The organism is Arthrobacter sp. TRD_SC_6, assembly GCF_055361185.1.
In genome coordinates this window covers 2081692-2101234 of the sequence record NZ_CM143953.1, presented here as the reverse complement: position 1 = coordinate 2101234, position 19543 = coordinate 2081692, and the positions used below count along the sequence as shown (strand labels likewise).

The following is a 19543-nucleotide window of genomic DNA, read 5'->3' as shown; positions in this document are numbered from 1 at the left end:
GACTGGCGGGCAGGTCAGGCCAAGCTCTGTCATCACCCGAGAGGGAGCTACCCAGCTCAATCTCATCGGGGTGAGGGATGCGTTTCTCCCAGGCGCGTACGGCGTCAATCGCCCTGTGAATCCTTCGTTGCCACCTGTTGTCGCTAGGCACGTCCACAAGTACGAGGTTACAGGCGTAGAAGTTTGGTCTGGATCGGCCGTCCTCGTCGCAGCTTGATGAAGGGCAGAGGGCATGAAATTGTGGCATATGACTGAAACCGCTGGGCCGCCCTCATCTACAGGATCCAAGATCGAGGGGTTTCTCAGCTACTCGCACAGGTCCGACGAATACTTAGAATTTGCTGAGCCACTGCACCGCAGCCTCGTCACCATGATCAAGCTAAAAGCAAACCGAGACATTGAGATCTTCCGTGATCGCGAGAGCATACGGTGGGGCGATCGGTGGGAAGCCTCCATAGCAAGCGGACTTGAAGGAGCAAGCGTCCTCTTCGTCATCGCGACCACGCACTATCTGGACAGCGAACCATGTCGCGACGAATTCACAACGTTCCTCAACGCTGCAAGGGCTACAGGTAAGGATCAGGCGCGGCGCCTTATCTTACCGATCATGCCGTTGGAAGCGTCCGGTGTCTTCCATAGGAAGTCAGATGATCCGATCGCTCGAGCCATTGCAGAAATCCAGTATGAGCTTGTCGAGGAAGCGGTCATGGACGGCCCTGGCTCGCCGACATGGCGCCATGCAATGCGGAGGCTCACCAATAGATTTATCGAAGTGGTCGATGCAGCAGAGCAGGCACTGTCCGGTTCCGACGACGAGGAGGAAGAACCTGTGACTGTCGACGGGTTGGAGATCATGCCTGACATGCCCCCGCGACCTCCTGCCGAGGAAGATGCAGATGAAAATTCGGTTTTCGAAAGTGAAGAGACTGCGATAGTCGAGGATGCCCGCGGCATTGTCGATTTATCAGCCGAGATCGAGGATGACCTGGAGAATGTGACGGGTCTTGCTCAGGGGATGTCTAGAAGCTTGCAGGGAATCACCGGAGCCGTACAAGTGGACACGAGCAGCGCCTCTGCCAAAGAACTGAACAATAAATTTCAAACGGTCGCGCATCGGGTGAGGCCTCATAGCGCGGCGCTTGGAGCCGGTGGACTTGGCATCCGCAAGCTCGTCGTCAGAATCGACGTGAATTTACGCCGCCTCGTAGCCTTGCAAACGACAGGTGTCGATACAGCGGAAGTCGAAAGTGTCCGAGCCCAGCTTGTCGCAATCCAGGCGAACCTCTCTAGCGTCAATGATCTCGGAGGCCAGATGGATAGCTTGCTTGATTCCATGGAGGGAGCGGAGAAGGCTTCCTCAGCGATCAGGAAGTCGCTTCAACCGATGAGGGCCGGACTCACCGCATTCCGTGATTCGGTCAGGATCATGAAGCACTGGGGTCCCGAGTTGCTTGACGCCGAGTAGAGCTGTGATTCGCTACGCTTCTCGGCCGCTCGTCTCAACAAACCAGTCCTCGGCGCGGGCCCAGGGCATGTCTCCTAAAGCGTGGGCTGGTTGTTCGCGATGCTGGATGGATGACTCGTAGCTGTGTTTTGATTGACGCTCAGTGGGCGCGGATTCAGCGTTGCTGCCCTCCTCTGCTAGTAGGCGTGGTCGTGACCGCAGGGTCGTCGAAGGCATCATCTACCGGTACCGGTGAGGGATCGCCTGGATGGATGTGCCGGCGGAGTTTGGTCCTTGGCAGACGATTTGGAAGCGCCACCGCCGCTATAGCGGTGATGGAACCTGGGACCACGTCCTGTCGGCATTGCTGACGGTCGCCGCGGCCCGCGGTGCCGTGGTTGGTCGGTCTCGGTGGATGCGAATGTGAACCGCGCTCACCAGCACGCCAATAATCCTCCGCGCATCACAGGGGGCCCGTCGAATTACATGAACCTGCTCGCTGAGCCAGCTGAGATCCATGCCTTGGTCGATGGGAAGGGCAGGCCACGCACCCGCCCGAACCGGGTACCCGGTGATGAGGCATACTCATCCAGGGCGATCCGGGCCCGTCTACGTGATCGCGGCATCGTGGCCGTCATCCCCCCAACCATCGAATCAGATCGGTCACCGAAACGACGCGGATCCACCGGCGGCAGACCACCGGCCTTCGACAAGGAAGACTACAAAGCCCGCAACGTCGTCGAACGGAACTTCAACACCTTCAAGCAGTGGCGCGCACTGGCAACGCGGTACGACAAACTCGCACTTACCTACCGCGGTGGAGCCGTTCTCCGAGCCATCGACATGTGGCTCACAGCTTTAGGAGACACGCCCTAGGCCCCAATCTAGGGTTGGGTTGACTAGCGATTGAACGCCCCTTTATCGGCGAAGGGACGCAGAATTTGCATTCTGCGTCCCTTTTTTGGTTCTCGATTACTAGACCATCGTCAGGACCATGCCTGGGTCGGAGAGGATGGTTCCGATATCGGCGAGGAACCGTGAGCCCTGCTCGCCGTCAACCAGCCGGTGGTCGAAGGACAGGCTCAGCGTCATGACCTGCCGCAGCGCAATCTGGTCCTGGTGCTCCCACGGCATTTTCCGCACCGAGCCCATGGCGAGGATGGCAGCCTCTCCAGGGTTGAGGATAGGCGTGCCGGCGTCAATTCCGAAGACGCCGACGTTGGTGATTGAGATTGTCCCGCCAGACAGGTCAGCAGGGCTCGTCTTGCCGGCCCGTGCCGTGTCCGTCAGCTTCTTCAGTTCCTCAGCCAGCTCCCGCAGCCCGAGTGCGTGGGCGTCCTTGATGTTGGGCACCATCAGCCCACGGGGCGTCGCTGCTGCGATCCCGAGGTTCACGTAGTGGTGCTGCACAATCTCCTGTGCACGCTCATCCCAGCGGGTGTTCAGCGTCGGGTTGCGGTCCAGTGCAATGCACAGCGCTTTGGCAACGAGGGTCAACGGCGTGATGCGAACGTCTGCGAAGGCCCGGCTGCCCTTAAGCTTCGCGAGAAGTTCCATCGACTCCGTCACGTCGATGGTCAGGAACTCAGTGACGTGCGGTGCGGTGAACGCACTGGCCACCATTGCGGCAGCAGTGTGCTTGCGTACCCCTTTGATAGGGGTACGGGTCTCGCGTTCAGACGCCGCCGAAGCCTGGACCACGGACGCGCTTGGTGGAGCAGTGTTGATGGACTGATCAGCTGATTGCCCTGACCCGCCACCGTGCGCAGCCATTACGTCGTCCCGGGTGATCAGGCCGTTGCTGCCCGTGCCCTGGATGCCGTCGAGGTCGACACTGAGGTCGCGGGCGAGCTTACGGACCGGAGGGGTAGAGCGTGGACGCTCCGACTGCGCCACAGGCTGGACCTGGGTAGGAGCAGGATCGGCTGCAACCGCAGGAGCCGGCGCAATTACGGACTCTGCCTGGGTTGCCGGAGCTGATGCGCCCCGGCGCGCCCGCCGTGCGGGACGGCCGGATTTCTCGACGGCTGCGCCGTAGCCCACCAGGTTCGGTTCGCGTTTCGCGGGTTCTTCGTCGGTACCCGCGGCGCCGTTGCTGTCGGCTGCCTGGGCTCCCGACTCCTGGACCGCCCCTGCGCTGCCCGGGACGTCGAAGGAAACGATCGGCGAACCGACTTCCACCACGGTTCCGGGCTGTTCGTGCAGTTTGGCAACTATCCCGGCATACGGTGATGGCAGTTCCACCACGGCTTTCGCGGTCTCGACATCGGCGATGATCTGGTTCAGTTCAACCGTGTCACCCACGGCGACGTGCCAGGAGACGATCTCCGATTCGGTAAGCCCTTCGCCCAGGTCAGGCAGTCTGAATTCTTTGATCAACGACGCCACTATCCTTCCAGTCCTGTCAGCGAGCTCAGGGAGCTCAGAGAATTCGTCCGTCCAAGAACGCGGTCCACACCATCAAGGATGCGGTCCAGGTCCGGCAAATGGTGGAATTCGACCTTCGAGAAGGGGTAAGGAATGTCGAAACCGGTGACCCGCACCGGAGCATGCTCCAGGTGGTAGAAACAGCGCTCCGTGATGCTCGCTGCGATCTCCGCTCCGAGTCCGCCCGATTGCGCCGCCTCGTGCGTGATCACCAACCGTCCGGTCTTCCGAACGGACTTCTCCACCGTCGCGAAATCGATCGGCGCGAGGGAGCGCAGGTCAATCACCTCGACCGAGACGCCGTCGTCGGACGCTGCCGTGGCGGCATCCCGCGCGGTGGGAACCAGCGGGCCGTAGGTGACCAGCGTGACGTCGCTGCCCTCGACCACAACGCGGGCGTCATTCATGGACGATCCCGCGATATCCACGCTTTCGTCGACCTCACCCTTGACGTGATAGCGGCGCTTCGGCTCGAAGTAGAGCACCGGGTCATCGCTGGCGATGGCCTGCTGGATCATGACGAAAGCATCCTGTGGGTTGGAGACACTCACGACACGCAGACCGGAGGTGTGCGTGAAGTACGCTTCCGGCGACTCCGAGTGGTGCTCCGGCGAACCGATACCACCCCCGAATGGAACGCGGATGGTCAACGGCATTTTCACAGCGCCCTGGGTGCGGTAGTGCAGCTTCGCCACCTGGCACACGATCTGGTCGAAGGCAGGGTAGATGAAGCCGTCGAACTGGATCTCGACCACGGGGCGGTAGCCGCGGTAGGCCATACCGATGGCGGTTCCCATGATGCCGGACTCAGCGAGCGGTGAATCCATGACGCGGTGCTGGCCGAAGTCCTTCTGCAGCCCGTCGGTGATGCGGAAGACGCCACCGAGCTTGCCGATGTCCTCTCCCATGAGGACGACCTTGGGGTCGTTTTCCATTGCCCTGCGCAGGCCGGCATTGATGGCACGGCCGAAAGTCATGGTGGACATCAGCGGTTCGCCTCCTTGGAGTGAATGTCAACATCAACGTCCTGGGAATCCGAGGACGCAAAGGATTCGAGATACCGCTCGTAGTGGTCCTGTTGCCGCTCGAGCCAGGAGTTGGGCTCGCTGTAGACGTTCTTGAACACGTCGAGGGCCTCGGGCTCCGGCATGGAGATGCATCCGGCGCGAAGCCGCGCAGCGACGTCGTCGGCTGTTGCCTTCACTGCATCCGTCACCTCCCCGGCGAGCAGGCCCTGGTGGTCGAGGAAAGTCGCGAGCCGGGCGATCGGGTCCTTGGCGGCCCAGTCTTCCAGCTCGTTGGCGTCGCGGTAACGCGTTGGGTCATCGGCGGTGGTGTGCGGGCCCATTCGGTACGTGACCGCCTCAATGAACGTGGGCCCCCCGCCGGTCCTTGCGCGGTGCAGAGCTTCCCGGGTCACGGCCAGGCATGCCAGAACATCGTTTCCGTCCACCCGGACGGAGGGGATACCGAAGCCCGGCGCACGGTTGGCAATGGGAACGTGGGCCTGGAGGCCGACCGGTTCGGAAATGGCCCAGTGGTTGTTCTGGCAGAAGAAGATGACGGGAGCCTGGTAGCTCGCCGCGAACACCATGGCCTCGTTGACGTCTCCCTGGCTGGTGGCGCCGTCACCGAAATAGGTCACGGCAACGGAATCTGCGCCGTCATTCAGGATTCCCATGGCGTAGCCAGTTGCGTGGAGGGTCTGCGCACCGATGATGACCTGCGGGGTGGCCATATTGATGCCGAACGGATCCCAGCCCGAGGACGCGTTCCCGCGCCACACACGAAGCAGGTCGGTGAGGTCCACTCCGCGGCAGTAGGCAACGCCGTTCTCCCGGTAGCTGGAGAAGACGAAATCGTCCTCGCGCAGCGCACGGCCTGATCCGATCTGCGCGGCTTCCTGTCCCAGGAGCGGTGGCCACAGCGCCAGCTCACCCTGCCGCTGCAGGGCAGTAGCTTCTGCGTCAATGCGCCGGATGACGACCATGTCCTCATAGAGCGCCTGCAAAGCCGTGCCGTCGACGTCGGAAACCCAGTGGTCGTACTCCGCGTTTTCCCGCCGTTCTCCGTTGGGCCCGATCAGTTGCACCAGCTCACCCGGCTCCCCGGCCACCCTGTTGTTCAGAGTCACGATTCACTCATCCTTCTCAATAGCATCCGGGCGGTTCGCGATGCCCGGATGACCGGTGGATCACACTGGTCAACGAGCACACGAACCCGGCTGGGGGCGTCATTGCCCGAAGTTACTGTGACCATACTCACGTCCGCCAGTCAGCACAACCGATTCGTTCTTTCTTGAGCAAAGTGCTCCATCTTAGGTACCCATACCGTGCTAGCGTTGCGCACTATGCAGCCCCTCGACAGCACTGATACACGACTCCTCCTAGCCCTGGCCCGCGACTCCCGGCGGACCGTCGTCGCCCTGGCCCAGAAGCTGGGGCTTTCCCGGAACACCGTGCAGGCGCGCATGGCCCGCCTCGAGAGCAACGCGGTGTTCCTGTCCTTTGAGCGACGCATCAATCCGGCATCGCTTGGTTACCCGTTGACCGCCTTCATCCAGGTGCACGTCGACCAACGGAAGCTTGCGTCCATCACTGAGAGGCTCGGTGACATCCCCGAGGTACTGGAAGCGCACGGCCTAACGGGACAGGCGGACATCCTGGTGCGGGTTGTATCGGTGGACGCCGAAGACCTCTTCCGGATCAACGGCAAGATCCTCGCGTGTGACGGCGTGGATCGCTGCGACACTTCGCTCGCCATGCATGAACTGATCCCCTACCGCATGGAGCCGCTGTTGGAGAGAGGCTCCGCCGGATAACCATTCGGTCACTTCTCCCGCGATTCTCCGCAGTGAGCCATCCGTTGGCAGCGCAGGCCCGAATTGAGGTCAAAGCTCCACAACGGAGCCGCTTCCGCACAACCTGTCCAGATGAGGGATCGAGGCTGGGCGGAAGCTGGTTTGAACACACAAGAAGGGCATCATCATGCGCACCTCACCCAACCGGCTCGTTGCAACCATCTTCGGAGCTGTCTACCTGCTTGTCGGCGTACTCGGCTTTTTCGTCACTGCGGGAGTCGGCTTCTTCGCCACTGAAGGCAACACGCTCATCATTTTCGAAGTCAACCCGCTGCACAACGTGATCCACCTGGCCATCGGCGCGGCCCTCCTCCTCGCCGGACTGAATTCCATCAGCGCCGCAAAGGGCGTGAACACCGCCGTGGGCGCGGTTTACCTGCTCGTCGGCATCCTGGGTCTCTTCCTGGTTGGCAGCTCGCTCAACATCATCGCCCTGAACGGTGCGGACAACGTTCTTCACCTCGCGAGCGCGGTCATCCTGCTCGGAGTGGGCCTGTCCCAGGACAAGTCGGTGCGCACTTCCGGCACCCGTGCCCACACAGCTTGATCAAGCGGACTCCAGAATCATCGGAGTGAGGAAATGACAATGGAAAGCGTCGCGGTCGTAGGAAAGGTTTCGGTTTCACGACCCGGCGCTCCCATCGTGGCCTCCCCCCGACCGCTGGTACGCGAGTCGCTCCGCCTGCTCGCTGCCTTCGCCGCCCTTGGAGCGGGCCTCAGCTTCTTCGCTCTCTCAGCCAATGCTCTGCTGGCTGCGGATCCCACGCCGGTTGTCCTTTCAGCCGGCGTGGCTGCGGGCGCCTGGGCGGTGCTGCACACCCTATGGGGGCTGGCGACCCTCCGTGGTGATGATGCGAATGGTCCCGCCTTGGCAGCCCTGCTGGTGGCGGTGAGTCGCGCGCTGCCCGTGAGTGCCGCCGTCGTACTCGCCGTCCTGGCCTGGGGCACACTACTGGCACCGGCCGGGGCGCGGTCCTTCGACCTCACGCTTGCTTGCGCGGCGGCACTCTTGCTTATCCAGCTGTGCTGCCATGGCGCATTGCGCCGAACCTCCGCGAGCGTCCTCCAGCCACCTCCGGGAAGGCTTCTCGCGGTTCTTTTCGCCGCGGCCCTCCTGGTCGCTGGGATTACGACGCCGGGACTTGCCGCTTCGACGGCTGGAGACTTCGCGGTTCCACATGGGGAACACGGCACAGTTCCTGCTACGCCACTGGTGCCCACCGAACATCCCGGGCACTAGTGGAGCTAAGCGTTCAATAAAAAGCTTCAATAAAAGGGTCGGAACCAGTTCTGAACTGGTTCCGACCCTTTCTTCATGTGCCTTGCGCCTAGTGGTCAGTGGCCTTCTCGGCTCCCACACCGGTGAGCGAGCGGACCTCCATCTCGGCCTGCTTCTGCGGGTCCTCCTTGCGCTTGGAGAGTACGGTACCCAGCCAGCCGAGCAGGAACGCGAGCGGAATCGAGACGATGCCCGGGTTGCTCAGCGGGAACCAGGCGAAGTCCGCATTCTGGATCATCGACTTCTCGCCGCCCGAGACCACCGGGGAGAACGTGATCAGCAGAATCGCAGTGGCCAGCCCGCCGTACATGCTCCACACCGCGCCCTGAGTATTGAACTTCCGCCAGAACAGCGAGTAGATGATGGTCGGCAGGTTGGCGCTCGCAGCAACCGCGAAGGCCAGTGCCACGAGGAAGGCGACGTTCTGACCCTGCGCACCGATTCCTCCCACGATGGACAGGATGCCGATGACGACGACGGTGCGCCGTGCAACCTTTACCTCGCCGTCGGGGTCCACCTTCCCGCGGCGCACCACGTTGGCGTAGATGTCGTGGGCGAAGGAGGCAGCTGCTGTGATGGTCAGGCCCGCCACCACCGCGAGGATGGTAGCGAAGGCGACCGCAGAGATGACTCCCAGCAACACAGGCCCGCCGAGCTCGAAGGCGAGCAGTGGAGCGGCCGAGTTCACGCCGCCTGGAGCGCCGTTGATCCGGTCAGCACCGATGAGCGCTCCTGCGCCGTAACCGAGAACCAGCGTGAACAGGTAGAACGCGCCGATCAGCCAGATGGCCCAGACCACTGAGCGCCGGGCTTCCTTGGCCGTGGGAACTGTGTAGAAGCGCATCAATACGTGGGGCAGGGCCGCGGTTCCGAGTACCAGCGCAAGGGCGAGGGAAACGAAATCGAGCCGCGTGGTGCCGGTTGCCCCGTACTGCAGGCCCGGTCCGGTGATTGCGGCGTTGCCCGAGGTCTCGATTGCGGCGCCGAGCAGCGTGGAAAGGTTGAACCCGTGGATCGCGAGGACCCAGACGGTCATGACGAAGGCGCCTGCGATGAGTAGGCACGCCTTGATAATCTGCACCCAGGTGGTGCCCTTCATGCCGCCGATCAGTACGTAGAGAATCATCAGGGCACCGACCACGGTGATGACGAGTGACTGTCCCACCCGGTCATCAATGCCGAGCAGCAGTGACACCAGTCCACCTGCGCCGGCCATCTGGGCGAGCAGGTAGAAGAAGCAAACTGCCAGCGTGGTGATTGCTGCGGCGATGCGAACCGGACGCTGTTTCAGGCGGAAGGAGAGTACATCGGCCATCGTGAACTTACCGGTGTTTCGCAGGAGCTCGGCCACGAGCAGCAACGCAACCAGCCACGCGACGAGGAATCCGATGGAGTAGAGGAAGCCGTCATAGCCGTTGATGGCGATGGCGCCGACGATGCCGAGGAAGGACGCAGCTGACAGGTAGTCGCCGGCGATGGCAGTGCCGTTTTGGGGCCCTGTGAACGAGCGCCCCGCGGCGTAGTAGTCAGCGGCGGTCTTGTTATTGCGGCTGGCACGCAACACGATCACGAGGGTGATCGCGACGAACAGTCCGAAGATGGTGATGTTCAGCCACGGCTCACCGACTGTGGTTGTCTGCGCGGTCTGCAGCGGCAGTGCACCTCCAAGGAACGGCGTCATTTCTTTCCTCCGTGAGTGTCCTCGGCTTCGTGGAACGCCTCTGGCGCCTGTGCCTCAAGGTCGTTGCGCAGTTCTTCGGCGATCGGGTCGAGCCGCCGGTTTGCATAGCTGACGTACCACATGGTGATAGCGAAGGTGCTGACAAACTGGAGCAGGCCGAGGATCAGACCGATGTTGACGTTGCCCCAGACCGGGGTGGACATGAATTCGTGGGCGTAATCGGCGAGCAGCACATAGAGGAAGTACCAGAGCAGGAAAGCTATGGCCATCGGGAAGACGAAGCTGCGGTGGCGCTTCCTCAGTTCCTGAAACTCGGGCCTCTCCTGTATCTCAATAAAGTCCACTGCTGCCGGCTCGGCAGCACGTGGTGCGGACGGGTCAGGACCCATGGAAATGCCTCCTCAATCGGAAAATCCCCACGCCGGTACCGCACCACAGTGGGCGGCGTTAGGCGGGGAGTGTGACTCCCATCACTGTCCGCTAAGGGCGTGCCCGAATCCAAGCTCCTGGAACGGCGCATCGCCCAACGGACCGCCGCATGCGATGAACGGCTCGCTTCCGCGACGAACGGAACCGGTGGACGGCGGTTCGAGGCAGCTTGGGACGTTACCCTTGAGCCATGCTCAGCCCCGCCGTCGACGTCGCGCTGGTGGCCGCCGTCGTCGTCGTGGCACTGGCGATCATCGCCGCCCTCGGCTTCAAATTCTCCCGCTCCTACCGCGATCTGGGTTCCGATGCCGACCGCGCGACATACGCCACCCTGCACACCGTTGCGCTCGCTTCCGAGCACCTTCGGACCGGCCTTACCGCGAATGGCGCGTCCAAGGCCAGCCGCCACCTGCGCGGCCTGTTGCGCTGTGACGCCCTGCTCATCACCGACACATCCGACGTACTGGCCTGGGACGGCGCCGCCCCCCTGCCCGAAGGGGTGCTCGACTTTGCCCGTGAAGTGCTCACCAGCGGCCGCACCCAGATTTTCCGCCAGCCGCAGCTCGCCGTCCTGGCCGGCCAGGAGCGGCCCGGGCTTTCGGAGGCAGTCATTGCGCCCATCCGGGTCAACGGACGGGTAGTCGGCACGGTGGGAGCGTTCACCGCCGAGGTCCACGCAGGGCTGGTCCGTGCCGCCAACGAGGTGGGCGCGTGGGTAGCCACGCAGGTGGAACTCGCCGAACTGGACTCGTCCCGCACCCAGCTCATGGAAGCGGAGGTCCGGGCGCTCCGCGCACAGATCAGCCCGCACTTCATCTACAACTCCCTCAATGCCATCGCGTCCTTCATCAACACCGACCCGGAACGGGCGCGCGAACTTGTGGTCGAGTTCGCCGACTTCACCCGCTATTCCTTCCGCCGCCACGGTGACTTCACCACCGTGGCTGAAGAGTTGCAATCCATTGACCGATACCTGCTCCTCGAACGCGCGCGGTTTGGCGACCGGCTGAAGGTGAGCCTGCAGATCGGGCCGGAGGTGTTGAGTACGGTCATACCTTTCCTCAGCCTTCAGCCCCTCGTGGAGAACGCGGTGCGTCACGGCCTTGACTCCCGTGACGGCACGGGCAACATCACCATCACGGCACACGACGCCGGTGCCTACGCCGAGGTGACAATCGAGGACGACGGCGTGGGCATGGAGCCGGAGCGGCTCCGGGCCGTGCTGGCCGGGCGCCTCGACGGTGTCCATGTTGGCCTGCGCAACGTGGATTCCCGGCTGCGGCAGGTTTACGGGGACGGTCATGGGCTCATCATCGACACGGCCCCCGGCGCCGGAACGCTCATCACCCTGCGCATCCCGAAGAGCCAACCGGACCATCGGGCCTGAAGCCGCCGCACCTGACGCAGGCGGCAGATCGCTCAGCGTAATCTGGGACCATGGTCAACGTTGTGATCGTCGATGATGAACTGCCGGCCCTCGCTGAATTGGGCTTCCTGCTGTCCAGGGATGCCCGCATCGATGCCGTCCATCAGGCCTCAAGTGGTGCCGAGGCCCTGCGCCTTCTGCAAAGCCACCCAGTGGACGCCCTGTTCCTGGATATCCACATGCCTTCCCTCTCCGGCCTGGACATTGCCCGCGTCATCTCCCGCTTCAGCCGGCCTCCCGCCGTCGTCTTCGTCACGGCGGACGAAGACCGCGCGCTCGAAGCCTTCGAACTGCGCGCCGTCGACTACCTGCTGAAGCCGGTCCGGACCGAGCGGCTCACCGAGTCCGTCCGGCGCATCTGTGAGCTGATGGAGGACGGCGCCGCGACCCCCGAAGTGATCACCGTGGATCAGGGCGGTATCAGCAAGATGATCCGCCGCGACGAAATCCGCTACGTGCAGGCGCAGGGCGACTACGCCAGGCTGCACACCGCCGAAGCGAGCTACCTCATCCGCATCCCGCTGAACGACCTCGAGCGGCAGTGGGCTGACGCCGGATTCCTGCGGACGCACCGCTCGTACCTCGTGGCCATGGACCAGGTGAAGCAGGTCAAACTGGGGAATGGCCGGGCGAGCGTCCTGGTGGGAGATGCCGAGCTGCCCGTCAGTCGGAGGCACCTCGCCGAAGTTCGCGGCAAATTGGAGGAAACCCGGTTGAGGCCCGGTCACTGACCCGTGGCCGAGCAAGAACAGCCGCCCCCGCGTATCCGGGTCACAGCGCCGCGGACAACCTCAGAGCCGGCCGTCACCTTCCCCGTTGCACGCGAGATGGCCGAGCAGTCCGACGTCGGCGAATTGTTTGTCCGCTCGCTCATTCGGTCCCAGTTGCGGCTCGCCGTCGTGGTGGCTTCAGGATTCCTGGTGATCCTGGTCGGGATTCCTGTGCTCATCTCCGTTTTTCCGGTCATCAACTCCTGGACCATCGCCACCGTGCCGCTGCCGTGGCTGCTGTTGGGGCTGGGTATCTATCCGCTCGCTATCGGGTGCGCCGCACTCTATGTGCGGAGCGCCAGTCGGATCGAGCAGCGTTTCCGCGACCTGGTGGATGAGAAATGACCTTTCCTGAGCTGAACCCCTTCGTGGGGTACGTGTCGCTCGTGCTGGTGGCGGTGTCTACCGTGCTGATCGGAATCTACGGACTGCGGATCTCGCGGACGACCGGTGATTTCTACGTTGCATCGCGAACAGTGCGTCCCTGGTGGAATGCCTCCGCAATCGGCGGCGAATACCTGTCCGCGGCGAGCTTCCTCGGGGTCGCGGGCCTCATCCTGCTCTCCGGCGTGGATGCCCTGTGGTTCCCCATCGGCTACACCGCCGGTTACCTGATGCTGCTCCTGTTCGTTGCAGCCCCGCTGCGGCGGTCGGGTGCCTACACCATCCCCGATTTCGCGGAAGCCCGCCTGGATTCACGCAGCGTACGCAGGGTCACCAGCCTCCTGGTCATCGCAGTCGGCTGGCTGTACATCGTGCCCCAGTTGCACGGCGCCGCTCTCACCGTCCGTATCACCACGGGTCTGCCCTCGTGGGTGGGCCCGGTCGCCGTCGTCGTCGTGGTGTGTTTGAGCGTGGCGACCGGCGGAATGCGGTCCATCACCTTCGTGCAGGCTTTCCAGTACTGGCTGAAACTGACTGCCCTGGCCGTGCCGATTGCCTTCATCCTCATCCAGCTGACCGGAAGCGGTGTGTCGCTGACGGACGACGGCGCCGTGTTCAGTCCCGACCTCAACGTCACCGAAGGCGCATCCCTCTACCAGAACATCTCGCTGGTCATTGCCCTGCTCTTCGGGACCCTTGGCCTGCCCCACGTGCTGGTGCGGTTCTACACCAACCCGGACGGACCGTCTGCCCGGCGGACAACCCTCATTGTGCTCGGGCTATTGTCGGTGTTCTACCTCTTCCCTACGATGTACGGGATTCTCGGCCGAATTCACACCCCTGAACTGGCTGTTCAGGGCGCGGCCGACGCCACGGTTTTACTCCTGCCGAGCCGGATTTTCGACGGCGCTGCCGGCGACCTGCTCTCAGCGTTCGTAACCGCGGGCGCGTTCGCCGCCTTCCTCTCCACTTCCAGCGGGCTGATCGTTTCGCTGGCGGGCGTCGTCAGCCAGGACTTCTTCAAGGGAAGCGTCTCGGGCTTCCGGTGGGCTGCTGTCATCTCGGCGCTCATCCCGCTGGTCTTCGCGCTGCTGACCGACACCCTTGCCCTGGCGGGCAGCGTCAGCATGGTCTTCGCATTTACCGCTTCGACCATCTGCCCCCTGCTGCTGCTGGGCATCTGGTGGCGGGGGCTCACAGATGCGGGGGCAATCGCCGGCATGATCTCCGGTGCTGTGCTGTGCGGCGGGTCCATACTGGCCAGCGCCGGAATGGGGCGGGGCCTTGCACCGCAGTGGCTCGAGCAACCGGCGCTGTGGACCGTGCCTGCAGCGTTCGCGGTGACGATCGTGGTTTCGCGCTTCACAGCACGACGAAAGCCCGCGAACGCGTCGAAGGTGCTGGCCAGGTTGCACACGCCCGAGCCGTCCTGAGCCTGTCATGGCCGCTTGCTGAGGTGAAAACAGGTACTAGTCGATAGCCGCCATCAGTTCGACCACCCGGTCGAGGAACGCATCGACCTGAGCTTCTTCGTAGCCTTCGGCGCCGCGTGCCTCGCGGAATACTGAACGGCGCACCACGTCCACGCTCAGCGGTTTGTCATTTTCGAAGTATCCGAGCAGTTCGTTGCAGAGCGCGTCGACGTCCTCCACGTTGTAGCTCGGCGCCTTCTTCCGTGAGGGCGGGCGGAACCGCTCCCCCGGCGGGCGGTGCAGCCGGCTGCGCAGGACGGCTGAGATCCTGCCGATCTGCATAAGCCAGGCTTCCTCGCCGTCGGACTCGATCAGGGCGTCACGCTCGCGCTGGGTGAAGACATCTTCCAGCCGGTCAAGCGCGGCGTCTACAGCCTGCGGATCGTAACCACCTTTGGCCGGGTCGAAAGCCTTCGCGCGCACTTCGGTGCTGGTGATCGGCTCGCCGTCGGCGCCGTCGGAGTTGTAATAGGAGCGCGCCTCCGTCAGGAACCTGTCAACCTGCCGGGGGTTGTAGCCGTACTCGCCGCGCCCTACGCGCGCGAACGGCGACCGGCCGTTCCGTTCTCCAAACATGTGGGGCTGGGGCTCTTTTCTTCGTCGTGATGTGTCCCGCCTGCTCAAGAGGAGCGCGGAGACGACCTCGTCTACAGGGTTCCCGGTACCAATGTAACGGACAGCAGAAATGCTACCGGCGAAGCGAAGACTATCGAGTCGAGCCGGTCCATCACGCCGCCATGTCCGGGAAGGATGCTGCTCATATCCTTGACGCCGAGTTCCCTCTTGATCATCGACTCCGCGAGGTCTCCGGCTGTGGACGCGGCAACTACAGCCACCGCCAGGAGGAGACCGACCCACCAGGGCCCATCCAGCAGGAACACCACTGCCAGCACCCCGACGACCATAGCCCCGGCCACAGAACCCGCGAATCCTTCCCAGGACTTCTTGGGGCTGATCCGCGGAGCCATGGGGTGCTTGCCGAAGAAGGCACCCACGAGGTACCCGAAGGTATCATTGGCGACCACGAGGAGGAGCAGTGTTGCCACCTTCAGGGAACCTGACGGCTCATCCAGGAGCAGCATCGCGAAGCTGAGGAGGAAGGGCACCCACAACAGGATGAAGACGCCCGAGGTGATACTTCGCGCGGCGTCAGGTGCTGGATCCAGGCTGCGCCAGAGGGCCACCGCGGTCGCTGAGGCGACGAGGCTGTAAGCGAGCGCCTCAGGCCCGCCCAGATACGCTGCGAACGGCATGGCTACGCTTGCGGCAATAGTGGGCACCAATGGCACCTTGATCTGGCGCACCTCAAGTACCCGGGCCACCTCCCACACTCCCACCACCCCGAACATGGTGGTTAGCGCGACGAAGGCGAGCGGGAGGAACAGCATGCCCACCAGCAGCGATACCAGCAGCGCCAGCCCGACGCCGATTGCGGCCGGGAGGTTACGGCCCGCACGCGATGCCTGCTGCGCCGCCGGTGACGGCGAACGCCTGCGGAACATTCCCGTGCGGGGGGTCCTGGCTGCTTCGCGCAGCGCACGCCTGCCAGGCGGGGTGCCGGTGGGCGCCGGACCGGCCGGCGCTTCCTGCGCGGCAACAGCTGCAGGTGTGCGGCCAGCCTCGGCTGAAGGCTGGGGATCGCTCATTAGACCTCGAGCAGCTCTGTTTCCTTGCGCTTGAGCATGTCGTCGATGGTGTCGGTGTGGGACTTGGTGCGGGCGTCGAGGTCCTTCTCGGCGCGGGAGCCTTCGTCTTCGCCAGCGTCGCCGTCCTTGACTGCCTTGTCGATGTTGTCCTTGGCTTTCCGCCGGATGTTGCGGATCGCGATTTTGGCGTCCTCAGCCTTGCCCCGGACCAGCTTGACGTACTCCTTGCGCCGCTCCTCAGTGAGCTCTGGAAGGACTACACGGATGACATTGCCGTCATTGGAGGGGTTGGCGCCGAGGTCTGAATCCCGCAGCGCCTTTTCGATCTCGGACAGCGCAGAACGGTCAAATGGAGTGATGAGCAGGGTGCGTGCTTCTGGGTTCTGGAAGGATGCAAGCTGCTGCAGCGGTGTGGGTGAACCGTAGTAGTTGACTACCACTTTGGAGAACAGTGATGGGTTGGCCCGGCCGGTGCGCACGGTGGCGAAATCTTCCTTCGCTGCCTCGACTGCCTTGTCCATCCGGACCGTAGCGTCTGACATAGTCTCTTCAATCACGATTTCTCCTTTTGTTCGAAATCCACAGCTCCGAAAAGCGTCCAATTCAACTGATCATCCTAGTTCACCCTAGCCGCGACGACGGCTGGGGTGAACCGCGTTCCGTGGCCCCCGCAGGGACTATGCAGTGACTATGGTCCCTATCCGTTCGCCCAGGATGGCGCTGGTGACGTTACCCTCGCCCTCCATCCCGAACACCACCATGGAGAGGTTGTTGTCCTTGCACATGGTCATTGCGGTCTGGTCCATGACCCGGATGTCCTGGCGCAACGCATCCTCATACGAGAGGGCGTCCAGCTTCTTTGCTGTGGGGTCCTTGCGCGGATCAGCGGTGTAGACGCCGTCAACACCGCTCTTGGCCATGAGCACGACGTCGGCACGCACTTCGAGCGCGCGCTGTGCGGCGACAGTATCTGTGGAGAAGTAGGGCAGCCCGGCACCGGCTCCGAAGATCACCACACGCCCCTTTTCAAGGTGGCGTATCGCACGGCGCGGGATGTAGGCCTCAGCGACCTGACCCATGGTGATGGCACTCTGCACCCGGGTTTCCACGCCGGCCTGCTCCAGGAAATCCTGCAGGGCCAGGCAGTTCATGACGGTTCCGAGCATGCCCATGTAGTCGGCCCTGGACCGGTCCATGCCGCTTTGTGAAAGTTCCGCACCGCGGAAGAAATTTCCTCCGCCCACCACGATCGCCACTTCGACCTCGCCGATGGTGGCCGCGATCTGCTTGGCTATACCCCGAACCATGTCAGGGTCAACGCCAAGCTTCCCGCCGCCGAACACCTCACCGGAAAGCTTCAGCAGTACGCGCCGCTTATCTGACCCGCCGCGCACGTCCGTCTCGTAATTCTCCATGGTGCCTCCCGGGCGTGTCATACGGATAAAAACCCCTCTGGACATGATGGAGGGGCGGCCACCTTCGGCGACCGCCCCTCCATCATGTCAAACAATGTGCAGCCGGTGAGGCTTACGCACCAACCCGGAAACGGGCGAACGCCTTGGGCTCGACCCCAGCTTCCTTGAGGACCTGCGCGACGGACTTCTTTGCGTCCTTGGCGAAGGCCTGGTCAACCAGGACTCCCTCCTTGAAGAAGCCGGTCAGGCGACCCTCAACAATCTTGGTGAGTGCGGCTTCAGGCTTGCCCTCGGCGCGCGCGGTCTCGTCCGCAATGCGACGCTCGGTTTCGACGAGTTCGGCGGGAACTTCCTCGCGGGTGAGGTAGGTCGGCGAGTAAGCCGCAATGTGTACCGCGACGTCGTGGGCTGCCTCGGCAGCTGAGTCACCGTTGCCTTCGACAGCGAACAGGACACCCACCTGTGCGGGCAGGTCCTTCGAGGTCTTGTGGAGGTAGGCATCCACAATGGCGCCCTCAACACGGGCAACACGGCGGACATCAACCTTCTCGCCGAGCAGCGCGCCAGCTTCAATGATGTGCTCGGAGACCGGCTTGCCGTCCACCGAGTGCGAGAGCAGGCTTTCGACGTCGGCTGCGCCGCACTCGATCGCAGCGGCAAGAACCTTGTTGGAGAACTCGATGAATGGGCCAGCCTTGGCAACGAAGTCGGTTTCACAGTTGACCTCGACCATTACGCCGACGTTTCCTTCAACCTTCGCGGCAACAAGGCCCTCGGCGGTGGAACGTCCTTCGCGCTTGGTTGCGCCCTTGAGGCCCTTGATGCGGATGAGCTCCATGGCCTTCTCAGCATCGCCGTTGGCCTCGTCAAGAGCCTTCTTCACGTCCATCATTCCGGCGCCGGTCCGCTCGCGGAGAGCTTTGATGTCAGCGGCAGTGTAGTTTGCCATGTGGTTCTCCTCAGATGTGGTTTATCTCGTCAGAATTTCAGCCGGGCGCCTGCCCGGGACAAGCAAAGAGGGGTGCGGGCACCTGTCCCGCACCCCTGAAACTGAAACTACTTGCTTTCGCCGTTCTCGGCTTCCGCTGCAGCAGGTGCTTCTTCGGCGGCAGGTGCCTCTTCGGCTGATGCTTCCTCGGCGGAAGGTGCTTCTGCTGCGGGGGCTTCCTCAGCGGCAGGAGCTTCTTCGGCTGCGGGTGCCTCCGCGGCGGGGGCTTCCTCAGCGGCAGGCGCTTCGGTTGCAGGTGCTTCGGTTGAGCTGCCCTCAAGCAGTTCGCGCTCCCACTCGGCGAGAGGCTCTTCTGCAGCTGCGGTGTCATTGCCTGATGCGCGGTTGTTGCGGGCGATGAGGCCTTCTGCAACGGCGTCGGCGACAACGCGGGTCAGCAGGTTGACTGCGCGGATGGCGTCATCATTACCCGGAATCGGGAAATCGACTTCATCAGGATCGCAGTTGGTATCAAGGATGGCGACAACAGGGATGTTGAGCTTCTTGGCCTCGTCAATGGCGAGGTGTTCCTTCTTGGTGTCAACAACCCAGATGATGGACGGTGCCTTCGTCAGGTTGCGGATACCGCCGAGGTTGGTCTCGAGCTTGGTCAGCTCGCGCTTGAGGAGGAGGAGTTCCTTCTTGGTGTGGCCGGAACCGGCGACATCCTCGAAGTCGATCTCCTCAAGCTCCTTCATGCGCTGGATACGCTTGGAGACAGTCTGGAAGTTGGTGAGCATGCCACCGAGCCAGCGCTGATTCACGTAAGGCTGGCCAACGCGCATTGCCTGCTCGGAGATGGCTTCCTGTGCCTGCTTCTTGGTACCGACGAAGAGTACGGTTCCGCCGTGGGCAACCGTGGCCTTGATGAACTCGTAGGCGCGGTCGATGTAGGACAGCGACTGCTGCAGATCGATGATGTAGATGCCGTTGCGCTCGGTGAAGATAAAGCGCTTCATCTTGGGGTTCCAGCGACGGGTCTGGTGTCCGAAGTGGACGCCGCTGTCGAGCAGCTGGCGCATGGTAACGACTGGCATGTCGTTCCTTTCCTTGGGCAGCTGAGGCGGACCTCTTCGCTGCCGGTTTGACGGTTGATGTCCCACAAAGGGTGGGGATTCCTGGTGCCCGTCAGTCAAAGACCACCCTTCCACCCGGAATACTCCGGACCGCTGGAGGGATGTTCGCCCGCCCGATACCTGAGGTACTGCTGCACAGGTAAGGAAGCACGAATGGTGGGCACGCGTAGTCAGCATCCGAATGATGGCACGCCAAAACGCGGAAAACTGCTTCGTCAAGTGTACTACAGCGTTGATGCCGCACCG

General features: G+C 63.0%; 19 protein-coding genes and 1 pseudogene. 9 read left to right on the top strand and 11 right to left on the bottom strand.

Annotation, left to right across the window (positions count from 1 at the left end; translation table 11 throughout):
- The first annotated feature begins 247 nt into the window (after window positions 1–247).
- Window positions 248–1465 carry a toll/interleukin-1 receptor domain-containing protein gene (locus tag ACWA1U_RS09965; RefSeq protein ID WP_463722043.1) on the top strand — a complete coding sequence of 406 codons (1218 nt, stop codon included), beginning with the start codon at window positions 248–250 and terminating at the stop codon, window positions 1463–1465.
- A gap of 110 nt (window positions 1466–1575) precedes the next feature.
- Window positions 1576–2320: pseudogene (locus ACWA1U_RS09960) on the top strand (transposase).
- A gap of 99 nt (window positions 2321–2419) precedes the next feature.
- Here the strand turns inward: ACWA1U_RS09960 and ACWA1U_RS09955 are convergent.
- The 3 genes from ACWA1U_RS09955 to pdhA are packed head-to-tail and all read right to left on the bottom strand — an operon-like array spanning window position 2420 to window position 6005.
- The gene (locus ACWA1U_RS09955) at window positions 2420–3835 is read right to left on the bottom strand and encodes a dihydrolipoamide acetyltransferase family protein (protein WP_463725005.1); all 1416 of its coding nucleotides are present in this window, start codon (window positions 3833–3835) and stop codon (window positions 2420–2422) included.
- Window positions 3832–4857, bottom strand: a complete 1026-nt coding sequence (locus ACWA1U_RS09950) for an alpha-ketoacid dehydrogenase subunit beta (protein WP_463722042.1) — start codon at window positions 4855–4857, stop codon at window positions 3832–3834. The genes ACWA1U_RS09955 and ACWA1U_RS09950 overlap by 4 nt, the downstream gene beginning before the upstream one ends.
- On the bottom strand, window positions 4857–6005 hold the full coding sequence (pdhA, locus tag ACWA1U_RS09945) for a pyruvate dehydrogenase (acetyl-transferring) E1 component subunit alpha (RefSeq protein ID WP_463722041.1): 1149 nt from the start codon (window positions 6003–6005) through the stop codon (window positions 4857–4859). The genes ACWA1U_RS09950 and pdhA overlap by 1 nt, the downstream gene beginning before the upstream one ends.
- Before the next feature lie 216 nt (window positions 6006–6221).
- Here pdhA and ACWA1U_RS09940 point away from each other — a divergent pair, with 216 nt between their 5' ends.
- The 3 genes from ACWA1U_RS09940 to ACWA1U_RS09930 all read left to right on the top strand — a co-directional run bounded on the left by ACWA1U_RS09940 (window position 6222) and on the right by ACWA1U_RS09930 (window position 7971).
- Window positions 6222–6692, top strand: a complete 471-nt coding sequence (locus ACWA1U_RS09940) for an Lrp/AsnC family transcriptional regulator (protein ID WP_463722040.1) — start codon at window positions 6222–6224, stop codon at window positions 6690–6692.
- A gap of 166 nt (window positions 6693–6858) precedes the next feature.
- A complete protein-coding gene (locus ACWA1U_RS09935; RefSeq protein WP_463722039.1) occupies window positions 6859–7278 on the top strand; it encodes a DUF4383 domain-containing protein in 420 nt (139 codons plus the stop codon).
- A gap of 39 nt (window positions 7279–7317) precedes the next feature.
- Entirely contained in the window at window positions 7318–7971 is a 654-nt protein-coding gene (locus tag ACWA1U_RS09930; protein ID WP_463722038.1) for a hypothetical protein, read from the top strand.
- An 88-nt stretch (window positions 7972–8059) separates the two neighbouring features.
- Here ACWA1U_RS09930 and ACWA1U_RS09925 read toward each other — a convergent pair whose 3' ends face one another.
- Complete coding sequence (locus ACWA1U_RS09925; protein WP_463722037.1) at window positions 8060–9691, bottom strand: solute symporter family protein; 1632 nt, start codon at window positions 9689–9691, stop codon at window positions 8060–8062.
- Window positions 9688–10080, bottom strand: a complete 393-nt coding sequence (locus ACWA1U_RS09920; RefSeq protein ID WP_463722036.1) for a DUF485 domain-containing protein — start codon at window positions 10078–10080, stop codon at window positions 9688–9690. Before ACWA1U_RS09920 ends, ACWA1U_RS09925 begins: the two co-directional genes overlap by 4 nt.
- Before the next feature lie 230 nt (window positions 10081–10310).
- On the opposite strand from ACWA1U_RS09920, the gene ACWA1U_RS09915 reads away from it, so the two are divergent.
- From ACWA1U_RS09915 to ACWA1U_RS09900, 4 genes are read left to right on the top strand one after another with little or no spacing between them, the layout of a single operon-like run.
- A complete protein-coding gene (locus tag ACWA1U_RS09915) occupies window positions 10311–11507 on the top strand; it encodes a sensor histidine kinase (protein WP_463722035.1) in 1197 nt (398 codons plus the stop codon).
- A 50-nt stretch (window positions 11508–11557) separates the two neighbouring features.
- Entirely contained in the window at window positions 11558–12277 is a 720-nt protein-coding gene (locus ACWA1U_RS09910; RefSeq protein ID WP_463722034.1) for a LytR/AlgR family response regulator transcription factor, read from the top strand.
- Between the two features lie 3 nt (window positions 12278–12280).
- Window positions 12281–12661, top strand: a complete 381-nt coding sequence (locus tag ACWA1U_RS09905) for a hypothetical protein (RefSeq protein ID WP_463722033.1) — start codon at window positions 12281–12283, stop codon at window positions 12659–12661.
- Between the two features lie 11 nt (window positions 12662–12672).
- Window positions 12673–14133, top strand: coding sequence for a sodium/solute symporter (locus tag ACWA1U_RS09900; protein WP_463725004.1), 1461 nt, complete (start codon window positions 12673–12675; stop codon window positions 14131–14133).
- 36 nt (window positions 14134–14169) lie between these two features.
- On the opposite strand, the gene ACWA1U_RS09895 is transcribed toward ACWA1U_RS09900, so the two are convergent.
- The 6 genes from ACWA1U_RS09895 to rpsB all read right to left on the bottom strand — a co-directional run bounded on the left by ACWA1U_RS09895 (window position 14170) and on the right by rpsB (window position 19258).
- Complete coding sequence (locus ACWA1U_RS09895; RefSeq protein WP_463722032.1) at window positions 14170–14748, bottom strand: DivIVA domain-containing protein; 579 nt, start codon at window positions 14746–14748, stop codon at window positions 14170–14172.
- Window positions 14749–14819: 71 nt separating this feature from the next.
- Window positions 14820–15818, bottom strand: coding sequence for a phosphatidate cytidylyltransferase (locus tag ACWA1U_RS09890; RefSeq protein WP_463722031.1), 999 nt, complete (start codon window positions 15816–15818; stop codon window positions 14820–14822).
- Complete coding sequence (gene frr, locus ACWA1U_RS09885; protein ID WP_463722030.1) at window positions 15818–16375, bottom strand: ribosome recycling factor; 558 nt, start codon at window positions 16373–16375, stop codon at window positions 15818–15820. The genes ACWA1U_RS09890 and frr overlap by 1 nt, the downstream gene beginning before the upstream one ends.
- A gap of 120 nt (window positions 16376–16495) precedes the next feature.
- Window positions 16496–17233: a UMP kinase gene (pyrH, locus tag ACWA1U_RS09880; protein ID WP_463725003.1), complete on the bottom strand. Its 738-nt coding sequence runs from the start codon at window positions 17231–17233 to the stop codon at window positions 16496–16498.
- 112 nt (window positions 17234–17345) lie between these two features.
- On the bottom strand, window positions 17346–18182 hold the full coding sequence (tsf, locus tag ACWA1U_RS09875) for a translation elongation factor Ts (RefSeq protein ID WP_463722029.1): 837 nt from the start codon (window positions 18180–18182) through the stop codon (window positions 17346–17348).
- A 107-nt stretch (window positions 18183–18289) separates the two neighbouring features.
- Window positions 18290–19258 carry a 30S ribosomal protein S2 gene (rpsB, locus tag ACWA1U_RS09870; RefSeq protein WP_463722028.1) on the bottom strand — a complete coding sequence of 323 codons (969 nt, stop codon included), beginning with the start codon at window positions 19256–19258 and terminating at the stop codon, window positions 18290–18292.
- Window positions 19259–19543: the final 285 nt, after the last annotated feature.

Bases quoted from the DNA above. Each gene is read 5' to 3' on its own strand.
- ACWA1U_RS09950 (WP_463722042.1), bottom strand. From the start codon at position 4,857: ATGTCCACCATGACTTTCGGCCGTGCCATCAATGCCGGCCTGCGCAGG.
- ACWA1U_RS09920 (WP_463722036.1), bottom strand. From the start codon at position 10,080: ATGGGTCCTGACCCGTCCGCACCACGTGCTGCCGAGCCGGCAGCAGTG.
- ACWA1U_RS09930 (WP_463722038.1), top strand. From the start codon at position 7,318: ATGGAAAGCGTCGCGGTCGTAGGAAAGGTTTCGGTTTCACGACCCGGC.
- ACWA1U_RS09915 (WP_463722035.1), top strand. From the start codon at position 10,311: ATGCTCAGCCCCGCCGTCGACGTCGCGCTGGTGGCCGCCGTCGTCGTC.
- pyrH (WP_463725003.1), bottom strand. From the start codon at position 17,233: ATGGAGAATTACGAGACGGACGTGCGCGGCGGGTCAGATAAGCGGCGC.
- ACWA1U_RS09940 (WP_463722040.1), top strand. From the start codon at position 6,222: ATGCAGCCCCTCGACAGCACTGATACACGACTCCTCCTAGCCCTGGCC.
- tsf (WP_463722029.1), bottom strand. From the start codon at position 18,182: ATGGCAAACTACACTGCCGCTGACATCAAAGCTCTCCGCGAGCGGACC.
- ACWA1U_RS09935 (WP_463722039.1), top strand. From the start codon at position 6,859: ATGCGCACCTCACCCAACCGGCTCGTTGCAACCATCTTCGGAGCTGTC.
- ACWA1U_RS09925 (WP_463722037.1), bottom strand. From the start codon at position 9,691: ATGACGCCGTTCCTTGGAGGTGCACTGCCGCTGCAGACCGCGCAGACA.
- ACWA1U_RS09965 (WP_463722043.1), top strand. From the start codon at position 248: ATGACTGAAACCGCTGGGCCGCCCTCATCTACAGGATCCAAGATCGAG.
- ACWA1U_RS09890 (WP_463722031.1), bottom strand. From the start codon at position 15,818: ATGAGCGATCCCCAGCCTTCAGCCGAGGCTGGCCGCACACCTGCAGCT.
- rpsB (WP_463722028.1), bottom strand. From the start codon at position 19,258: ATGCCAGTCGTTACCATGCGCCAGCTGCTCGACAGCGGCGTCCACTTC.
- ACWA1U_RS09895 (WP_463722032.1), bottom strand. From the start codon at position 14,748: ATGTTTGGAGAACGGAACGGCCGGTCGCCGTTCGCGCGCGTAGGGCGC.
- ACWA1U_RS09910 (WP_463722034.1), top strand. From the start codon at position 11,558: ATGGTCAACGTTGTGATCGTCGATGATGAACTGCCGGCCCTCGCTGAA.